General features: G+C 69.7%; 14 protein-coding genes, 1 pseudogene and 1 riboswitch. Of the genes and pseudogenes, 7 read left to right on the top strand and 8 right to left on the bottom strand.

The genetic code is table 11. From position 1 onward, the window contains the following. The first annotated feature begins 77 nt into the window (after positions 1-77). From ABD256_RS29435 to ABD256_RS29425, 3 genes are all read left to right on the top strand, one after another. Entirely contained in the window at positions 78-773 is a 696-nt protein-coding gene (locus ABD256_RS29435) for an alpha/beta hydrolase (RefSeq protein WP_344426097.1), read from the top strand. 71 nt (positions 774-844) lie between these two features. After that, a complete protein-coding gene (locus ABD256_RS29430) occupies positions 845-2,119 on the top strand; it encodes a class I SAM-dependent methyltransferase (protein WP_344426095.1) in 1,275 nt (424 codons plus the stop codon). Between the two features lie 92 nt (positions 2,120-2,211). Beyond that, positions 2,212-3,390 carry an LCP family protein gene (locus ABD256_RS29425; protein ID WP_344426092.1) on the top strand — a complete coding sequence of 393 codons (1,179 nt, stop codon included), beginning with the start codon at positions 2,212-2,214 and terminating at the stop codon, positions 3,388-3,390. 9 nt (positions 3,391-3,399) lie between these two features. Here the strand turns inward: ABD256_RS29425 and ABD256_RS29420 are convergent, their stop codons facing one another. Then, positions 3,400-4,035, bottom strand: coding sequence for a DJ-1/PfpI family protein (locus tag ABD256_RS29420; protein WP_344426089.1), 636 nt, complete (start codon positions 4,033-4,035; stop codon positions 3,400-3,402). 17 nt (positions 4,036-4,052) lie between these two features. Between ABD256_RS29420 and ABD256_RS29415 the strand changes: the two genes are divergently transcribed. Next, positions 4,053-4,592, top strand: coding sequence for a GNAT family N-acetyltransferase (locus tag ABD256_RS29415; RefSeq protein WP_344426086.1), 540 nt, complete (start codon positions 4,053-4,055; stop codon positions 4,590-4,592). Between the two features lie 60 nt (positions 4,593-4,652). Here ABD256_RS29415 and ABD256_RS29410 read toward each other — a convergent pair. Then, positions 4,653-4,899, bottom strand: a pseudogene (locus ABD256_RS29410) (acyltransferase family protein); the annotation flags it as partial. 83 nt (positions 4,900-4,982) lie between these two features. On the opposite strand from ABD256_RS29410, the gene ABD256_RS29405 reads away from it, so the two are divergent. Then, complete coding sequence (locus ABD256_RS29405) at positions 4,983-5,792, top strand: SDR family oxidoreductase (protein WP_344426083.1); 810 nt, start codon at positions 4,983-4,985, stop codon at positions 5,790-5,792. Between the two features lie 30 nt (positions 5,793-5,822). Continuing rightward, complete coding sequence (locus ABD256_RS29400) at positions 5,823-6,983, top strand: alpha-hydroxy-acid oxidizing protein (protein ID WP_344426080.1); 1,161 nt, start codon at positions 5,823-5,825, stop codon at positions 6,981-6,983. 3 nt (positions 6,984-6,986) lie between these two features. Here the strand turns inward: ABD256_RS29400 and ABD256_RS29395 are convergent, their stop codons facing one another. Then, positions 6,987-7,445 carry a peroxiredoxin gene (locus ABD256_RS29395; protein WP_344426076.1) on the bottom strand — a complete coding sequence of 153 codons (459 nt, stop codon included), beginning with the start codon at positions 7,443-7,445 and terminating at the stop codon, positions 6,987-6,989. A gap of 84 nt (positions 7,446-7,529) precedes the next feature. On the opposite strand from ABD256_RS29395, the gene ABD256_RS29390 reads away from it, so the two are divergent. Then, positions 7,530-8,024: a GNAT family N-acetyltransferase gene (locus ABD256_RS29390; RefSeq protein WP_344426073.1), complete on the top strand. Its 495-nt coding sequence runs from the start codon at positions 7,530-7,532 to the stop codon at positions 8,022-8,024. Here ABD256_RS29390 and ABD256_RS29385 read toward each other — a convergent pair. The 5 genes from ABD256_RS29385 to ABD256_RS29365 form a co-directional block, all read right to left on the bottom strand. Then, the gene (locus ABD256_RS29385; protein ID WP_344426071.1) at positions 8,021-9,868 is read right to left on the bottom strand and encodes a putative bifunctional diguanylate cyclase/phosphodiesterase; all 1,848 of its coding nucleotides are present in this window, start codon (positions 9,866-9,868) and stop codon (positions 8,021-8,023) included. The genes ABD256_RS29390 and ABD256_RS29385 overlap by 4 nt on opposite strands. A gap of 190 nt (positions 9,869-10,058) precedes the next feature. After that, positions 10,059-11,492: a cytochrome P450 gene (locus ABD256_RS29380; RefSeq protein ID WP_344426068.1), complete on the bottom strand. Its 1,434-nt coding sequence runs from the start codon at positions 11,490-11,492 to the stop codon at positions 10,059-10,061. Between the two features lie 735 nt (positions 11,493-12,227). Next, a complete protein-coding gene (gene metE / locus ABD256_RS29375) occupies positions 12,228-14,534 on the bottom strand; it encodes a 5-methyltetrahydropteroyltriglutamate--homocysteine S-methyltransferase (protein ID WP_344426065.1) in 2,307 nt (768 codons plus the stop codon). 131 nt (positions 14,535-14,665) lie between these two features. Beyond that, positions 14,666-14,880, bottom strand: a riboswitch (cobalamin riboswitch). 114 nt (positions 14,881-14,994) lie between these two features. Next, positions 14,995-16,071, bottom strand: coding sequence for a ribonucleotide-diphosphate reductase subunit beta (locus ABD256_RS29370; protein WP_344426062.1), 1,077 nt, complete (start codon positions 16,069-16,071; stop codon positions 14,995-14,997). 28 nt (positions 16,072-16,099) lie between these two features. Further along, positions 16,100-19,075, bottom strand: coding sequence for a ribonucleoside-diphosphate reductase subunit alpha (locus tag ABD256_RS29365; protein ID WP_344426059.1), 2,976 nt, complete (start codon positions 19,073-19,075; stop codon positions 16,100-16,102). Positions 19,076-19,237: the final 162 nt, after the last annotated feature.

Below are 19,237 nucleotides of genomic sequence, written 5' to 3'. Positions count from 1 at the left end.
ACGAATCTGTATCGGGTGGGATTGATCCCGTCAACCGCGGCGTTGGACCATTCGGGAGCCGGGTGGAGGATGATCAGGTGAGCGGACAGGAACCAGCGGTGCGCGTGCTCGCGGCGGACGGCCCGGTGCGCGCGGTGGTGCTCGTGCTGCACGGCGGGTCGGAATGGGGCGATCGCGAGGTCCGCCCGTGGCGGCTCGCCTACTTGCGGATGATCCCGATCGGGCGCGCGGTGCGCCGCGCCTGCCGCGACCATGGCGTCGAGGTGCGCCTGGTGCGCAACCGGGTGCACGGCTGGAACCCGCCGAAGCTCCCCGCGGTCGAGGACGCGAGGTGGGCACTGGAGCGGATCAAGGCGGAGCACCCGGACGCGCCGATCGTGCTCGTCGGTCACTCGATGGGCGGACGCGTCGCGCTGCGCGTCGCCGACGACCCCAATGTGGTCGGCGTGTGCGCGCTGGCGCCGTGGACCCCGGACGGCGAGCCCGTCGAACCGGTGCGCGACCGCGCCGTGCTGATCGTCCACGGCCTGCGCGACCGCATGATCGATCCCGGCCAGTCGTTCGACTTCGCGTCGAGGGCGGAGTCCGATACCTCCCGATTGGCGCGTTTCGAACTCGCTGCGGAAGGACACGCCATGCTTGCGCGCGCACAGGTCTGGACCCGTCTCGTGTGTGCTTTCACACTGGACGTGCTCGGTGCGGCCAGGGAGGACAAGACTATGTGGTCGGCGTGGACCAAGCCGAGCGCTGACAGGTTGCGAATCCCGCTCTGAGCGCGAACATTGGCTTTGCGATGCGACCGTCCACAGTCACCAGCTGGATGATTCCGGCGGAAGGGAGTGCCTTGACCAGCTCAAGCGTCGATCGGGCGTCTGGGACACCCGCGAACGCGGGCAGGCCGGATCCGGCCAAGTGGCCCGAATTGGCGACACCGCCGCATTCCCCGCTGCGCGCCAGGGTCGCCGAGGGACTCTTCCGGCGCGCGGTGCGCCCGCTCGATCTCCGGGTGAGCCTGCCCGACGGCAGCACGCTCGGGTCCGGCGGCGCAGGCGCGCCCGAGATGCGGCTCGCGAGGCCGTCGGCGTTCTTCCACCGGCTCGGCGCCGACGCGAAGATCGGCTTCGGCGAGGCGTACATGGTCGGCGACTGGACCACCGACGCGCTGGCCGAGGTGCTCACGCCGTTCGCGGAACGCATGGCGACGCTGATCCCGCCGATCCTGCAGAAGCTGCGCCGGTTCGTGGAGCGGCGCCAGCCCGCGGCGGAGGCCAACACCGTCGAAGGCGCGCGGTCGAACATCCACCGCCACTACGACCTTTCGAACGACCTTTTCACCCGGTTCCTCGACGAGTCGATGATGTACTCCTCGGCGCTGTTCGGGCCGGACGACGATCTCACCGCGGCGCAGCACCGCAAGATCGACAGCGTGCTCGACTACGCGGGGGTCCGCGAAGGCAGCTCGGTACTGGAGATCGGCACCGGCTGGGGCGAGCTGTCCATCCGCGCGGCCGCCAGGGGCGCGACCGTCACGTCGGTGACCATCTCCGAGGAGCAGCACGCGCTGGCCACCGAGCGGATCGCGGCGGCGGGCCTGTCCGACCGCGTCGACGTGCAGCTGTGCGACTACCGCGACGTCAAGGGGGAGTACGACGCCGTGGTGAGCGTCGAGATGATCGAGGCCGTCGGCGCCGAGTACTGGCCGACGTTCTACTCGACGATCGGCGAGCGGCTGCGGCCGGGCGGGCGGTTCGGGCTGCAGGCGATCACCATGGACGACGCGCGGATGCGGGCCACCACGTCGTCCTACACGTGGATCCACAAGTACATCTTCCCCGGCGGCATCATCCCGTCCACGGAGTCGATCGAGCAGGGCATGACCGAGCACACCACGCTGCGGCTGCAGGGCATCAGGGAGTTCGGCCAGGACTACGCCCGCACGCTCCGGCAGTGGCGCGACCGGTTCACCGAGCGCTGGTCGGAGATCTCGGCGTTCGGGTTCGACGACGTGTTCCGCCGGATGTGGGAGTTCTACCTGGCCTATTCGGAGGCAGGCTTCCGATCGGGCTACCTCAAGGTGCACCAGTTCGGATTCGCCAAACCGGGAGGAACAACCCAATAGGGGGGTCGCACGTCCGGGTTTATGAGGTTTGCGGTTGAGTGGCACCTGCAGAACCGCATGGAAACCGGTTGACGTGGAAGGGTGATCGAGGGATGAGCTACGGCGGAGACTACGACGGCTACCCGCCGCGGTCCGGCCCCCGCCAGCCCCCGAGGGGCCAGCGACGGCCCCAGCACACGCAGATGATGCCCCTGCCGGGGCAGGAGCAGCCCTACGGCGACCAGCGCCGGGCCGAGCCGCCGCGGCGGCAGGGGCCACCTCCGCGCCAGGAGCCGCCACAGCGGCCGATGGGCGGCCCGCCGCCGCGCCGCCGTCGACGCTGGGGCTTCGGGCGCATCCTGCTGACCCTGCTCACCGTGATCGTGCTCCTGATCGCGGGCGTGTGGGTGTACCTCGAGGTGTCCATCAACCGCACGGACGCCATCCACGACTACGCCGGCCGTCCGGCCGCGGCCTCCGGCACCAACTGGCTCGTCGTCGGCTCCGACAGCCGTGAGGGCCTGTCCACCGAGGACGAGGAACGCCTGTCCACCGGTGACGTCAAGGCCGCCGGTGGCGGCACGCGCACCGACACGGTCATGGTCGCGCACATCCCGGACAACGACACCCCGCCGACGCTGCTGAGCCTGCCGCGCGACTCCGACGTGAAGGTGCCGGGCCACGGCACCAGCAAGATCAACTCCGCGTTCTCGATCGGCGGCCCGAAGCTGCTGACCGAGACCGTCGAAGGGGCCACCGGCCTGCGCATGGACCACTACGCCGAGATCGGGTTCGGCGGGTTCGCCAAGATCGTGGACGCGATCGGCGGCGTGAACATGTGCATCGACAAGGAGATGGACGACGAGAAGACCGGGGTGAAGATCCCGCCGGGGTGCCAGGACCTCGACGGCCCGCAGGCGCTCGGCTTCGTCCGCATGCGGCACAGCGCGGCCACCCCGCGATCGGATCTCGACCGCGCCGCGAACCAGCGGAAGTTCATCGGCGCCCTGGTCAGCGAGATCGCCAGCCCCGGCACGTTCCTGAACCCGTTCGACCTGTTCCCGCTGCTGGGCGCCGCGCCGGACGCGCTGACCATGGACTCCGGCGACCACGTGCACAACCTCGTCGGGCTGGCGTGGGCGATGCGGGGGATCTCCTCGGGCGGCGTCGTCACCACGACCGTGCCGGTGACCTCGGCGTCGGCGGAGAAGTGGGACAAGACCAAGTCCAAGCAGCTGTTCGACGCCTTGCGCGGCGACACGGTCATCCCGGAGAGCGCGATCTTCCACTAGGACCCTCCGTTAGGACGGCCGGTAACGCGGATATTCGAGTCCGGTCGCGAGCCCGTCGGCGAGCTCGCGACCGGCGATCCGTTCGACCAGCCACAGCGCGACGTCGATGCCGGAGGTCACGCCGCCGCCGGTGATGAGGTCGCCGTCGTCGACGACGCGGTCGGGCACCACCTCGACGCCGAGCTCGGCGAGTTCGGCCGCGGCCGAGTGGTGGGTGTTCGCGCGGCGGCCGGTGAGCAGGCCAGCGTGCGCGAGCAGCATCGTCCCGGTGCAGATGCCCACGAGCAGCTCGGGCGTGGCCCGCTTCAGCAGCGGGAGCCAGTCACCGCGCTGCGCTTCGCCCCACGCGCCGGCCTCGGCGCGGGCGCCCCAGCCTCCGCCGGGAACGACCAGCACGTCCGGGCGCGGATCGAACCCGGCGTCGGTCTCGAAGCGCAGGCCGGACGACGTGGTGACGAGCCCTCGGCCGGTCCTGCCGACGAGCCGCACGGTGTAGCCCGCGCCGCGGAGCACGCGCAGCGGGCCGGTAAGGTCGAGGTCGTCGACCCCGGGGAACGTGACGATGTCGATGCGCATGTGCGTGACCTTGCCACCGGCGGCGCCGGGACGGCCAGCGGAAAACTCGGGTGCGCGGGACGCCGCCACACGAGCACCATGCGGCTATGAAGGCACCTGCCGAAGAAGTCGCAGTCTCCGACACGATCCTGCTCCGCCGCTGGCGCGCCGATGACGTGGCGGCGGTGCGGCGCGCGGTGGCCGAGTCGATCGACCACCTGCGGCCGTGGACGAGCTGGGTCGCGGACGGGTATCCCGTCGAGGCGGCGCGGGAGTTCATCGACACCACGCGGCGCCGCTGGGACGAGCGCGTCACCTTCGACTACGCGATCACGATCTCCGGCGAGATCGTCGGCGGCTGCGGCCTGATGACCAGGCTGGGTCCCGGCGCGTTCGAGATCGGCTACTGGGTGCACCGGGCGCGCACCGGGGAAGGCATCATCACGAAGACGGTCGAGCGCCTGGCCGAAGTGGCGTTCGGGATCGGCGCCGAGCGCGTCGTGATCATCCACGACGAGCTGAACGAACGGAGCGGGGCGGTGCCGGCGCGGCTCGGGTTCCGGCTGCTGGAGCGCAGGGCTTCCGAACGCGAGCGCGGCGCCGCGGAAAGCGGCACGGAACTCGTCTGGGAGCTGCGCGCGCCCTGATCCCGCTCAGGCGGGTGGTTCGTCTTCGTCCTCGTTCCCGCGCGGCGCCGATTCGATGGCTTCCGGGAGCAGGGTCACGCTCGCGATGATCACCACCGCCGGCACCGTCAGCGCGGCCGGGAACAGGCGCCTGACCGTCCGGCCCCACATTTGCTCCGAACGCGATGTCGCCACGGGAACTGGCGCGGTAGAGCTGTCCGGTCATGGGGGATCCGGAGATCAGGAAGAACACGTCCACGTCGCCGGAGACCCGGCCGAGCCACACGTGGTAGACGACGACCAGCAGCACGGCCCGCCAGTGCGGCAGGCCCTTCCGATAGGAGAACTTATCCGATACATTTCCTTATCAAGTGGCGCCGGGCAGACGGCGGCGAAGCCAGGAGGAGAGCCGTGAACGACGTGCCCGCGAGCCGCACCGCCCTGGTCACCGGCGCGTCGTCCGGGATCGGGATGGCGACCGCGCGTGCACTCCTCGCGCGGGGGTACCGCGTCATCGGCACGAGCCGGAACCCCGATGCCGCCGATCGCGTGGACGGGGTCGAGTACCGGGCGCTCGACCTCACCGACCCGGCGGCGGTCGAGCGGGCCGCGGACTGGCTCGGCACCGTCGACGTGCTGGTCAACAACGCGGGCGAGAGCCAGTCGGGGCCGCTGGAGGAGCTGCCTGCCGACGCGATCGAGCGGCTGTTCAGGCTGAACGTGTTCGCGCCGGTGCGGCTCACCCAGCTCGTGCTGCCGGGGATGCGCGCCCGCCGTCACGGCCGGATCGTGATGGTGGGGTCCATGATCGCGAGCTTCCCGCTCGCGTACCGGTCTTCCTACACCTCCGTCAAGGCGGCGATCAAGGGGTTCGCGGACGCCGCGCGGCTGGAGGTGTCCCCGTTCGGGATCGGTGTGACTACCGTCGAACCCGGCGCGATCAACACCGGTATCAGCATGCGGCGCACCAAGTACATCAGCCAGGAATCACCCTACCGCACCGACTTCGCCACGATGCTGTCCGCTTTGGACGGTAACGAGGCCACCGGGATCTCCGCGGAGCGGGTCGCCGCCACGATCCTCTCCGCGATCGGGGCTCGGCGGCCGAAACCGTTGTACGCGGTGGGCAGCGGGGCCCCTGCTGTGTTCGCCCTTCGCAGGCTCTTGCCGCGTACGGTCGTCGAGAAAGTGGTCGCCCGCGCGTACGGGCTTCGTCGATGACCGCCGCACACTCCGGAAGGGACTGTCCACATGGCACAGTTCGGTGACTACCAGAACGAGATCTACCTCGCCGGGCTCGGCGGTGTCCAGTCGAAGTACCCGATGACCTTTGACGAGCTGGAAACTCGTGCGGCGCAGGCGATGCCGCCGTCCGTACTGTCCTATGTGGCCGGTGGGGCCGGAGACGAGCGCACGCAGCGCGCCAATGTCGCCGCGTTCGACCGGTGGGGGCTCTATCCCCGCATGTTCGCCGGCGCCGCCGAGCGTGACCTTTCGGTGGAGGTCTTCGGCGACCGGTGGGCGGCGCCGCTGTTCATGGCGCCGATCGGGGTGATCGGCATCTGCGCGCAGGACGGCCACGGCGACCTCGCCACCGCCGACGCGGCCGCGGCGACCGGCGTGCCGATGGTGGCCTCGACGCTGACCGTGGATCCGATGGAACAGGTCGCCGCGCGGTTCGGCGAGACCCCGGGGTTCTTCCAGCTCTACACGCCGACCGATCGCGAGCTGGCGGAAAGCCTGGTTCGCCGCGCCGAGGCGGCGGGGTTCAAGGCCATCGTCGTCACCCTCGACACCTGGGTGACCGGATGGCGCCCGCGCGACCTCGCCACCGGCAACTTCCCGCAGCTGCGCGGCAACTGCCTCGCCAACTACCGCACCGATCCGGTGTTCCTCGACCGCCTCGGCCGCCGCCCCGAAGAGGATCCCGCCGCGGCGGTGCGGCTGTGGGCTCAGCTGTTCGGGAACCCGCTCACCTGGGAAGACCTGCCGTGGCTGCGCTCGATCACCAAGCTGCCGCTGGTGGTGAAGGGGATCTGCCACCCCGACGACGCCCGCCGCGCCAGGGACGGCGGCGTCGACGGCCTCTACTGCTCCAACCACGGCGGGCGCCAGGCCAACGGCGGGATACCGGCGCTCGATGTCCTCCCGGACATCGTCGACGCCGCGGACGGCCTCCCGGTGCTCTTCGACTCCGGCGTCCGGTCCGGTTCCGACGTCGTGAAAGCACTGGCACTGGGCGCCACCGCGGTGGGCGTCGGGCGTCCCTACGCCTACGGCCTCGCGCTCGGCGGTGCCGATGGCGTCGTCCACGTCCTCCGGTCGATCCTCGCCGAAGCCGATCTTCTGATGGCCGTCGACGGCTATCCCACGCTGGCCGATCTCACCCGCGACAGTCTCCGCGCGCTGTGAAGGCTAGGCGTTCTTGCGTGCCCGCAGCGCGGCGAGCGCATCGTCCGCGTGCTTGGCGAACTTCAGCTCGCTTTTGATCACCTCGAGCACTTCGCGGTCGGTGTCGATGACGAACGTGTGCCGCTTGGTCAGCAGCGGGCCGAACCGGCGCCGCACCCCGAACTGCTTGGCGACCGCGCCGTCGGGGTCGGACAGCAGCGGGTAGTCGAACCCGTTGGCGTCGGAGAACTCCCGCTGCTTGGTCACGTCGTCGGGGCTGATCCCGAGCCGCTGCGCGCCGGCTTCGGCGAACTCGGCGGCGAGATCGCGGAAGTGGCAGCTCTCCGCGGTGCAGCCGCCGGTCATCGCGGCCGGGTAGAAGAAGAGCACCACCGGCCCTTCGGCGAGGAATTCCCCGAGCGAGCGCTGTTCGCCCTTCTCGTCGGCGAGAGTGAAGTCCGGGGCCAGATCTCCCTGCTGCATGAACGTCCTTTCCACGGGGTCGTGCCAGGTGTTCGTAGTGAATTCGCTCGCGGATTGGCGCGCGAGTGCCTAGGTTGCACCTTCGTGGAGGAGATCATCACCTATGTCGAGATGACCGCGCCGGGCGACCTGGTTCCGTCGGGTCCCGTCGACGGCGTCGCACTCGAGGGGATCGACGCGTCCTCGCCGTGGATCCGGCCGCTGTGCGTCGAGATCGGTGCCGCGCACGGGTGGCGCAGCGTCACCCGTGACGACGACGGCTGGGCCGAGTGGCTCGCGGATCCGCGCCGCCGGTTCTGGCTCGTGCGGGCGGGCCCCGAGGTCGCCGGGTTCGTCGCGACCCGGCGTGGGGAAGGTGGCGACGCGCAGATCACCACCTTCGGGCTGCGCCCGTCGTTCATCGGCCGCGGGCTCGGCGGTTACGCCCTGACCCTCGCCGTCGGCGAGGCGTGGCGGCTGGACGACGCGGTGACCCGGGTGTGGCTGCGCACCTCGAACCTCGACCACCCGGCCGCGTTGACCAACTACCGCCGCCGCGGTTTCCGCGTGTACCGCACCGAAGTGGAGCCCGCGCGCTAGCTCGCGTGCCGTTCGATCAGCTCGTCGACCTCGTCACCGGTCGCCGACTCCGCGACGAACGCGCCGCGGGCCGCCATGACGCCGAGTTCGCGCAACCGGACGGCGTGGTCTTCGTGCCACACGCCCTCGGCGCCGATCCGCAGCTTCAGCTCCCGCGCCCTGGTGATCAGGTGCGACAGGTTCCTGCTCGCCACTCCGTCCTTGTCGATGACGAGCGAGTCGACGACCGGGCCGCTGAGGATGATGTGCCGCACCGGAAGCCGGTACCGCGGGATCAGTTCGAGGTCCGCCGTTCCGGACACGGTCAGCACGAGCTGCGCGCCGAGATCGGAGAGCACCGAAAGCGAGTCGAGCACCTCGCCGTTCGGGTCCAGAATGGACGATCCGTCGGTGCACAGCCGCAACGCGTGCGCCGGCAGCCGGTGGCGGTCCAGCTGCTCCTTGACCAGCAACACCAGATCGGGATCGATGGCGAGCCGCTTCGGCAACCGGACGCAGACATCCGGTGCCGCCTCGCCGAACCGTTCGCGCCAGCGCGCGGTGGCCGCGAGCGATTCGGTGAGCAGCCAGCGGCCGAGCGGGATCGTCATGCCGGTGGTCTCGGCGAGCGGGTAGAACTTGTCGGAGTCGAGCTCGCCCATCTCCGGGTGGTTCCAGCGCAGCCCCGCGTTCACCGCGGCGAGCTGGTCGGTGTTCGCGAGCTTCACGGTCGGCTGGTAGATGAGCGAGAACTCGCCGTTTTCGAGCGCGCCCGCGATCACCGCGCCGAGGCGGTAGCGGCTGCGGTCGCGCGCGTCCAGTTCGGGGTCGAACAGCACCCACTGCGCCTTGCCGCGCTCCTTCGCCCGGTGCAGCGCGATTTCGGCGCCGCGGAGGAGGTCCTCGGCGCCGCCGTCGCCGACGTCCTTGACCACGATGCCGGCGCTCGCGCTGACGCCGATGCCGTTGCCCTCCAGGTAGATCGGCTCGTGGAGGTCTTCGAAGGCGCGCTCGACGAGTGCGATCACCTCGCTGGGGCTCACCGAGCCGTGCAGCAGGATCGCGAAGCCGTCGCCGGAGAGCCTGGCGACGAAGGCGTCGTGCTCGGTGAACACCGCGGCGAGCTTGCGGGCGACCCCGCGCAGCACCTTGTCGCCGAACCCGGCGCCGAGGCCGTCGTTGACGACCTTGAACCCGTCGATGTCGAGGTAGATCAACGCGATCCGCTCGCCGGAGCGGGTGCCGAGCGCGGCTTCCAGTTTGGTCTGGAAGCTCGACGAGTTGGCGAGCCCGGTCAGCGGGTCGTGCACGTTCTGGTGCCGCAGCGTCTCCTGCAGCAGGTGCACCTCGTTGGCGTCGGAGACCATCAGCACCGGATACTCCGTGCCGGGGTGGTCACCCGGCAGGTGGGCGAGCGTGACGTCCGCCCACACCGGCACCTCTTCGCCGTGGTCGAGGAGCACGCGGTGCTGGTAGCGGTCGAGTTCGGTTTCGGTCAGCTCGTCGAGGCCGATGCGCAGGGCGGTCGAATCGCGGTCGCTCGAACCCAGCTCGGTGATCTTCTTGCCGTGCAACGACTCTGGCTGGTACCCGAGGAAGGACCCGAGCGCCGCGTTTGCCTCGACGATGGTGCCGTCGCGGTCGGCGAGGGCGATTCCGATCGGGGACGCCGAGTACAGCGCGGCGAACCGGCGCACCGCTGCTTCGTGCGCGGGCACGGCCGCCGCGGCCGCGTCGCGGACCACCGCGAGGAGGATCTGCTCCAGTTCGTGCGGCGGGAGGGATACTCCTTTCGTGTCAGCCAACGTGGCCGCCCAGTTGCGGGCTACCTCGGCCAACCCTGGTGTCGCACCAGGCTCCGGCACACTCCACCTTCTTCACGCGGGAACGAAGACCAGCTCAGACCGGGTGTGGCCAAGGGAGGACCCACACTCGGTACGAGTAGCCCATGAGTTAAGCCACGGCACCATGCCGCACGGGGCATGTCTACCGGCTGAACGAGTGATGACACGAGTGTAATTTACTACTGACAGTAGTCAGATTCGTTGGCCGATTTCAGCGTGCTTCGAGGTGCATCGGCAGCCCGTCGACCGGAACCGGAAGTGACACGTAGTCCCATTTCGCCGCATAGCCGGCCGGTACCGTCCAGCGGTACCTCCGCAGCATCTCGTGCAACAGCAGCTTGACCTCTGACGTGCCGAAATGCAGTCCGATGCACTTGTGCGCGCCGCCGCCGAAGGGCATCCAGGCGAACCGGTGAGACCGGTCTTCGCGACGGGCGGGGCCGAACCGGTCCGGGTCGAACCGCATCGGATCCGTCCAGCATTCCGGCGCGAAGTGGTTCACCGTGGGTGAGATTCCGACCATCGAGCCCGCGGGTATGTGGTGGCCGAGGACCTCGGTGTCGCGCACCGTCTTGCGGGCGAGCGAGGGCACCGGCGCGACCAGCCGCAGCGACTCCTTGAGCACCATGTCCACTGTGGACAGACGGTCCAGTGCTCCGAGATCGGGGAGTTCGTCGCCGAGCGCCAGCGACTCCTCGCGGGCGCGCTCCTGCCACTCGGGATGCTTCGCCAGGTGGTACGCGGCGGCGGTGGCGGTGATCGTGCTGGTGTCGTGCGCCGCCATCATCAGGAAGATCATGTGGTTGACGATGTCGGTGTCGGTGAACCGCTCGCCGTCCTCGCTCGTCGCCTGGCACAGCGCGGAGAACAGGTCGGATCCGCTCCTCGCGCGCTTGCCGGGCAGTTCGGCGGCGAAGTACCGCTCAAGCACCTTCCTGCCGTGCAGCCCGGCCGCCCAGCGACCACCGGGCACCGGGTGGCGCACGATCGCGGTACCCGCGCGCACCGAGTCGACGAACGCGCGGTTGATGCGGCCGGCGTCGTCGGGGCTGTCCATGTCCATGAAGACCTGGGTCGCGACGTCCAGGGTGAGCTGCTTCAGCGTGAAGTAGAGCCGGTTCGAGCCGGTGGTGGGCCAGCGGCCGACCCCGGCCCTGATCGACGGGCCCATCTGCCGTACGTAGCCCTCGAGCCGGTCGCGGGTGAACGCCTGCTGCATGATGCGGCGGTGCAGGTGGTGCTCGCCGAAGTCGAGCAGCATCAGGCCGCGGTCGAAGAACCGCTCGATGAAGAACTTCCAGCCCTCCTGCGAGAAGGCCTTGTCCTTGTTCACCAGCGCGGCCTGGGTGGCGTCCGGGCCGCTGAGGGTGACGATGCGGCGGCCGAAGGCGCCCATCCAGGACACCGGGCCGTAGGTCTCGTACCGGTGCAGCCCGAACGGGATGCCGAACCGCATGAAGTTGACCGCGTGCCCGATGACGGGCGGCCCGGCATCGCCGAGCACGGGCTTGAGCCCGCTGCCCGGCGGCGGTGCGGCGAGTTCGGCGACCGGCGAGCGGTGCTCCAGCATCCGGCGGTCCACACCGCGGGGGAGCGGGATCGAGGTCAACGGGGGCACGCGCTCGCGGATGGCGGTGAAGTTCATGGGGCCTCCTCGGCGATGAGAGAGTGCCTGCCACCCCACCATGCCTGCCTTGTTGACCACCCGTCAATAGTCCGATCGACGGGCAGGCGAGCGAATTTTCCGCGCCGACGGATGCTCCTTGGGAGGTCGGGGCATGGCGGACCCTTAGCCCGCCATGCCCCCGTGACCTTCGGGAACCTCAACGCCGCGAATGAGCCCTTCACGAGCCTTCGCCGCTCCCGTGCTTCCACCCGCGCTGATGCCCTGAAGGTGCTCTTGAGGGAATCTGATGCCGCGAAGGCGACCTTCAGGGCAACGCGGCAGGAAGCGCCGAGCCAAGCCGGAGCGGATCGGGGCGCGGCGATCGGCGCGGCGCTGGGCGACCAGAGCACGGCGGGCGATCGGATCAAGGCGCGGCGACCGGAGCGCGGCGGGCAGAACACGGCGGGCGAACCGGGGCCGCGCGGGACGGGCGATCCGGCGGAGCAGCGCGACCCCGCTGATCCCCTGAAAGGCACCTTCGGGGAATCAGCGGGGTCGCGAACTCGCCCCTCACAGGCAGCCGCATCGCCAAGCTCATGCCCTGAAGGCGCCCCTGAGGGCGTCTAACGCCGCGAAGGCGACCTTCAGGGCAATCAGTCTCGGCTGACTCCGCTAGGGCCGCGATCCGGGCGCCCCGGAGCTGCCGGCACTGCGACCTCCGGGATCCCTGCTGCCCCGAGGGCGGCCCAACGGGGCAGCAGGGACCCGTGCGGATCAGCTCGGCAGGGTCGAGCGGACGCGCGCCGTTGCCGCTACGAGGTTGCGCAGCGCGGGCTCCACCTCCGCGTAGCCGCGGGTCTTCAGGCCGCAGTCGGGGTTCACCCAGATCCGGTCGGCGGGCACCGCGCCGAGGGCGGTGGTCAGCAGCTCGCTGATCTCCTCGACGTCCGGCACCCGCGGCGAGTGGATGTCGTACACGCCAGGGCCGACGCCGCGCGCGAACCCGGACTTGCCGAGGTCCCCGAGCACCTCCATGTGCGAGCGAGCGGCTTCGATGCTCGTGACGTCCGCGTCGATGGCTTCGATCGCGGGCAGGATGTCGCCGAACTCCGAGTAGCACATGTGGGTGTGGATCTGCGTCGAGTCGGCGACGCCCGAGGTGGCGAGCCGGAACGCGCGCACCGCCCAGTCGAAGTACGCCTGGTGCTCCGCTTCGCGCAACGGGAGCAGTTCCCGCAGCGCGGGCTCGTCGACCTGGATGATCCGGATCCCCGCCGACTCGAGGTCGTGCACCTCGTCGCGGATGGCGAGTGCCACCTGGCCCGCGGTTTCGCCGAGCGGCTGGTCGTCGCGCACGAACGACCAGGCGAGGATGGTGACCGGCCCGGTGAGCATGCCCTTGACCGGGCGTTCGGTGAGCCCCTGCGCGTACCGCGCCCACTCGACGGTCATCGGCTCCGGCCGCGAGACGTCGCCGTAGAGGATCGGCGGGCGGACGCAGCGCGAGCCGTAGGACTGCACCCAGCCGGTGTGGGTGGCGGCGAACCCGTCGAGCTGCTCGGCGAAGTACTGCACCATGTCGTTGCGCTCCGGCTCGCCGTGCACGAGCACGTCGAGCCCGAGGTCCTCCTGCAACCGCACCACGCGCTCGATCTCGTCGCGCATCGCCGCGGCGTACTGGGCCTCGTCGGTGCGCCCGGCGCGGAAGGCCGCGCGGGCCTTGCGCACGTCGGAGGTTTGCGGGAACGACCCGATCGTCGTGCTGGGCAAGGCGGGCAGGCCCAGCGACGAGCGCTGCGCGGCGGCCCTTCGCGCGTAGTCCGGCCGCTCGGTGTGCGAGGGCCGCAGCGCGTCGAGCCGCGCCCGCACCCTGCTGTCGCGCAGGTCGCGGGCCTCGTTCCGGCTCTTCGTCGCGGCCCTCGCCGCCGCGACGCCGTCAGCGACCGCCTCGATGCCTTCGGCGAGTGCCGTGCCGAGCAGCACGACTTCGGCGACCTTCTGCTTGGCGAAGGAGAGCCAGCCCTTCAGCCGCTCGTCGAGATCCGCTTCCGCGTCCACGTCGTAGGGCACGTGCAGCAGCGAACACGAACTGCCGACGCTGACCTTCGCCGCCGTGCCGAGCAGGGTGGCCGCCTTCGCGAGCGCGGCGTCCACGTCGACCCGCCACACGTTGCGCCCGTCGACGACACCGGCGACCACCTCCTTGTCCCGCAACGCGCCTTCGGCGGCCACGGCGTCCACAGTGGACGGATCGGTGACCAGGTCGACGGCCAGCGCGTCGACGGGGGAGCGCGCGAGCACGCCGAGCGCGTCGCCGAGCCGCCCGAAGTAGCCCGCCACCAGGATCTTCGGCCGGTGTTCGATCCCGCCGAGCGCGGCGTAGGCGCGCGCGAGCGCGTCCAGTTCGGCGGGCGTGCGGTCCGCGGCGAACGCGGGCTCGTCGAGCTGCACCCATTCGACGCCCTCGTCCCGCAACCGGCCGAGCAGGTCCGCGTACGCGGCGACCAGCGAGTCGAGCAGGTCGATCGTGCGGAACTCCGGCGGCGCGCCCGCGGCGGGCTTCGCCAGCGCCAGGAACGTCACCGGGCCGACCAGGACGGGACGGGTCTCGATGCCGTCCGCGCGTGCTTCGCGGTACTCGTCGATCGGCTTGGACCCGGTGACCGAGAAGGTCGTCTCCGGCTGCAGCTCTGGCACCAGGTAGTGGTAGTTCGTGTCGAACCACTTGGTCATTTCGAGCGCGGGCGCGTCCTGCACGCCCCGCGCCGCTGCGAAGTAGGTGCCGAGGTCGTCGAGGCCGAGGCGGGTGAAGCGCTCGGGCAGCGCGCCGAACAGCGCGGCGGTGTCGAGCACCTGGTCGTAGTAGGAGAAGGTGTTGGACGGGACGGTGTGGAGCCCTGCCCCGCGCAGTTCGCGCCAGGTGTCCCGGCGCAGTTTCGCGGCGGTCTCCGCCAACTCGGCGCGATCCGTGCGACCGGCCCAATACCGCTCTACGGCGCGCTTGAGTTCCCGGTTCGGACCGATCCTCGGGTACCCGAGTACGGTGCTGCCCACCACGTCCGATTCGTTGTTGCTGCCCACAGCTCTCTCCTCGCGAGCTCGTTCACGAAAATCGCGGGGGAACGGGGCGGGCGCACACGAGGCGGGCGGAGGTCGTGCCGCCTCTCGATGTGAGCGTGCCCACCCACGAGGCCCGCGATCGGCGGATGCCGTCGGCATCCGCACCACGGGCAGGTATTCGGACTCGTGGGCGTACTGCGCCTCCCTACTGGCCGTCGCTTCCCGGGTGCCTTACCCAGTGCTTTACCGCTCACGCGGTGACGGCGGTCGTTCCCACATACCGCTGCGGGGCAGTCCCGGATTCGCACCGGGTTCCCTGTTGCCTTCCCGGGCTCGCACCCGGGAAACCTGTGGCACAGGGGAGCCTAACAGTCCTGAGCGCTGCGTGTCGCCGCTCTCACCGGGGCGTTCGGGTGGCACTGGACACGCGACGGCGCCCCCCGAACGAGTCGGGAGGCGCCGTCGGAGGAGGCGGGAGAACTCAGTCCCAGTCGAGCGCGCCGCCGGACTGGTACTCGATGACGCGGGTCTCGAAGAAGTTCTTCTCCTTCTTCAGGTCCATCGCCTCCGACATCCACGGGAACGGGTTCTCGTTCTCGCCGAAGATCGGCGCGAGGCCGATCTGCTGGGCGCGCCGGTCGGTGATGAAGTGCATGTACTGCTCGCACGCGTCGGCCGAAAGCCCGAGCATGCCGCGCGGCATGGTGTCACGGGCGTAGGCGACCTCGAGCGCGCACGCGTCGGTCAGCATGCCGCGGATCTCCGCCTGGAACTCCTCTGTCCACAGGTGCGGGTTCTCGATCTTGATCTGGTTGATGCAGTCGATGCCGAAGTTCAGGTGGATCGACTCGTCGCGCAGGATGTACTGGTACTGCTCGGCGATGCCGACCATCTTGTTCCGGCGGCCGAGCGAGAGGATCTGCGCGAACCCGGTGTAGAACCACATGCCCTCGAAGATCACGTAGAACGCCACGAGGTCGCGCAGGAACGCCTGGTCGGCCTCCGGCGTGCCGGTCTCGAAGTCCGGGTTCTCCAGGTTCTGCGTGTACTTCAGCGCCCACGCGTCCTTGTCCGAAATGGACGGAACCTCGCGGTACATGTTGAACAGCTCGCCCTCGACGAGGCCGAGGCTTTCGCAGATGTACTGGAAGGTGTGCGTGTGCACGGCCTCCTCGAACGCCTGGCGCAGCAGGTACTGGCGGCACTCCGGGTTCGTGATCTGCCGGTAGACCGCGAGCACGATGTTGTTGGCCACCAACGACTCCGCGGTGGCGAAGAAGCCGAGGTTGCGCTTGAGCATCTGCCGCTCGTCCTCGGTGAGCCCGTCGGTGGACTTCCACAGCGCGATGTCGGCCTGCATGGCGACCTCGGTCGGCATCCAGTGGTTGTTGCAGCCCGCGAGGTACTTGTCCCACGCCCAGCGGTACTTCATCGGCAGGAGCTGGTTCACGTCGGCGCGGGCGTTGATCATCCGCTTGTCGTCGACGTTGATCCGCTCGGCGCCGACCTCGATCTCGCCGAGCCCCGTCGCGTCCGTTCCGGTTTCCAGGTTCGTCATGTTCTCTCCAAAAAGGACTACGGGCGGCTTACTGGCAGGCTTCGCAGTCGGGGTCGTCGATGCGGCAGGCGGCGCCCTCTTCGGCGACGAAGTCGACGTCGTTGACCTTCGCCATCTCCTTGGGCTCCTCGGCAACCGGGGTAGCCGGAACCGAAGCCGACGGCGAGGGGGACGGCGACGGCGCGGGCGAAGCGGCGGGTGCGGGAGCCGGTGCCGCGGCAGGTGCCGCCGCCGGGGTCGCGGAGACGGCGTTCAGCTTGCCGTCGGTGCCGCGCAGGGTGCTCTTCTCCACGTGCGTCGCCGACCTGGCGCGCAGGTAGTACGTGGTCTTGAGACCCTTGTGCCAGGCGTAGCGGTACAGCTCGTCGAGCTTGCGGCCGCTGGGCGCCGCGATGTACAGGTTGAGCGACTGCGCCTGGTCGATCCACTTCTGACGGCGCGAACCGGCGTCCACCAGCCACTTCGACTCGATCTCGAACGCGGTGGCGTACAGCGCCTTGAGGTCGTCCGGCACGCGGTCGATCTGGCCGAGGCTGCCGTCGAAGTACTTCAGGTCGCTGACCATGACCTCGTCCCACAGCCCGCGCTCCTTGAGCGAGCGGACCAGGTGCGGGTTGACCACGGTGAAGTCACCGGACATGTTCGACTTCACGAACAGGTTCTGGAACAGCGGCTCGATGGACTGCCCGACGCCGCAGATGTTGGAGATCGTCGCGGTCGGCGCGATCGCCATCACGTTGGAGTTGCGCATGCCCACCGTGCGGACCCGGTCGCGCAGCGGCGACCAGTCCAAAGTGGACGAGGTGTCGACGTCGAGCGCGTCGCCGCGGCGGGCGTCGATGAGCAGCTGCATCGAGTCGATCGGCAGGATCCCCTTGCTCCACAGCGAGCCCTCGAACGACTGGTACTGGCCGCGCTCCTCGGCGAGGTCGGTCGATGCGGAGATCGCGTAGTAGGAGATGTGCTCCATGCTCTCGTCCGCGAACTGCACGGCCTGCTCCGACGACAGCGGGACGCCGATCTCGAACAGCGCGTCCTGGAAGCCCATCAGGCCGAGGCCGATCGGGCGGTGGCGCAGGTTGGAACGGCGCGCCTCCGGGATCGTGTAGAAGTTGATGTCGATCACGTTGTCGAGCATGCGGACCGCGGTGCGCACGGTCTTCTCGAGCCGCTTGGTGTCCAAACCGGACGGTGTGACGTGCTTGAGCAGGTTCACCGAGCCGAGGTTGCAGACCGCGACCTCTTCGGCGTTGGTGTTCAGCGTGATCTCGGTGCACAGGTTCGACGAGTGCACGACGCCGGTGTGCTGCTGCGGCGAGCGCAGGTTGCACGGGTCCTTGAAGGTGATCCACGGGTGGCCGGTCTCGAACAGCATGGTGAGCATGCGCCGCCACAGCTCGACCGCGCGGATCTTGCGGAACACCTTGATCTCGCCGCGCTCGGCGGCGGCCTCGTACTCGCGGTAGCGCTCGGCGAACGCGTTGCCGTAGAGGTCGTGCAGGTCCGGGGTTTCGTTGGGGGAGAACAGGGTCCACTGGTCGTCGGCCTCGACGCGGCGGAGGAACTCGTCGGGCACCCAGTTCGCGGTGTTCATGTCGTGCGTGCGGCGGCGGTCGTCACCGGTGTTCTTGCGCAGGTCGAGGAACTCCTCGATGTCGACGTGCCAGGTCTCGAGGTACGCGCAGGCGGCGCCCTTGCGCTTGCCGCCCTGGTTCACCGCGACCGCGGTGTCGTTGGCGATCTTGAGGAACGGCACGACGCCCTGCGACTGGCCGTTGGTGCCCTTGATGTGCGCGCCGAGGCCGCGGACCGGGGTCCAGTCGTTGCCGAGGCCGCCCGAGTACTTCGCCAGCAGCGCGTTGTTCTTGTACGCCTGGAAGATCGAGTCGAGGTCGTCGTCGACGGTGGTCAGGAAGCACGACGAGAGCTGCGGGCGGGTGGTGCCCGAGTTGAACAGCGTCGGCGTCGATGCCATGAAGTGGAAGCTCGACAGGAGTTCGTAGAACTCGATCGCGCGGGCTTCCCGGTCGTCCTCGCGGATCGCCAGGCCCATCGCGACGCGCATGAAGAACGCCTGCGGCAGCTCGAACCGGACGCCGTCGTGGTGCTGGAAGTAGCGGTCGTACAGCGTCTGCAGACCGAGGAAGCCGAAGTCGAGGTCGCGCTCCGCCTTGATCGCTGAGGTGATCTTGTCCAGGTCGAACGACTGCAGCTCGGGGTTGACCAGCTCCAGCTCGATCGCGCGGCGCAGGTAGGAGCGGAAGTAGCGCGGGTACTCCGTCGCCATCTCGTCCTGGCTCGCCAGCTTCGGCGCGCCGGCGAGGTAGCTCAGCGCCTCGCCGCGCAGCTTGTCCAGCAGCAGCCGCGCGCTGACGTAGGAGTAGTTCGGCTCCTGCTCGACGAGCACCCGCGCGGCCATGATCTGCGCCAGCGCCAGCTCGTCCGCGCTGATGCCGTCGTAGATGTTGCGCTTGGTCTCCGCGAGCACGAGGTCGGCGGAAACGTCGTCGAGCCCGGCCACGGCCTCGCCCACGACGTGGGACACGCGCGCCCAGTCGAGCGGGCGGACGCTGCCGTCGGCGGCGCGCACCGAGATCGCGCCCTCGGCCTTCGCGGGCTGCGCGGCCTCGCGGGCCTTGCTGCGCTCCTCGCGGTAGAGCACGTAGGCGCGGGCGACCTTGTGGTGCTCGCCGCGCATCAGCGCCAGCTCGACGATGTCCTGGATCTGCTCGATGTGCAGCGCGGTCTCCGGCCCGGTGTGGCGGAGGAGGGTAGCCTCGACCTGCTCGGTCAGCTCGCTGACCACGTGATGGACACGCGAGGACGCCGCCGCGTCGTCACCCTCGACAGCCAGGAACGCCTTGGTCATCGCGACCGAGATCTTGCCTGCGTCGAACGGGGACACGCTGCCGTCTCGCCGGATGACCCGGACCGCGGTGGTGCCGTCTCCGGTCGACGGCGGGCGCTGGCTTGTTTCCGAGGAAAGCGAGGAAAGCACTGACATGCGGTCTCCAAAAGGGCGCGATCGTACGACACGCCGGCGCGGGTCGGCGTGTTGCTGGCTGCACTGGTCCGGCCGACCCTGCCTCGTCGAGCGTTCTCCCATCGCTCGCGGCCGGTCGGTTCCCAGAGACTACATGTAGGGGTGTGGGCTCGCACGTGCCCC

Origin of the sequence: Amycolatopsis minnesotensis, from assembly GCF_039529815.1 — a bacterium.
In the GTDB taxonomy this organism is placed as follows: Bacteria; Actinomycetota; Actinomycetes; order Mycobacteriales; family Pseudonocardiaceae; genus Amycolatopsis; species Amycolatopsis minnesotensis.
This window is presented reverse-complemented; position numbering and strand designations above follow the sequence as displayed.

What these genes read in the sequence shown, in the direction of transcription:
- ABD256_RS29425 (WP_344426092.1), top strand. Translation starts at nt 2,212, where the DNA reads ATGAGCTACGGCGGAGACTACGACGGCTACCCGCCGCGGTCCGGCCCC.
- ABD256_RS29415 (WP_344426086.1), top strand. Translation starts at nt 4,053, where the DNA reads ATGAAGGCACCTGCCGAAGAAGTCGCAGTCTCCGACACGATCCTGCTC.
- ABD256_RS29400 (WP_344426080.1), top strand. Translation starts at nt 5,823, where the DNA reads ATGGCACAGTTCGGTGACTACCAGAACGAGATCTACCTCGCCGGGCTC.
- ABD256_RS29395 (WP_344426076.1), bottom strand. Translation starts at nt 7,445, where the DNA reads ATGCAGCAGGGAGATCTGGCCCCGGACTTCACTCTCGCCGACGAGAAG.
- ABD256_RS29380 (WP_344426068.1), bottom strand. Translation starts at nt 11,492, where the DNA reads ATGAACTTCACCGCCATCCGCGAGCGCGTGCCCCCGTTGACCTCGATC.
- ABD256_RS29370 (WP_344426062.1), bottom strand. Translation starts at nt 16,071, where the DNA reads ATGACGAACCTGGAAACCGGAACGGACGCGACGGGGCTCGGCGAGATC.
- ABD256_RS29365 (WP_344426059.1), bottom strand. Translation starts at nt 19,075, where the DNA reads ATGTCAGTGCTTTCCTCGCTTTCCTCGGAAACAAGCCAGCGCCCGCCG.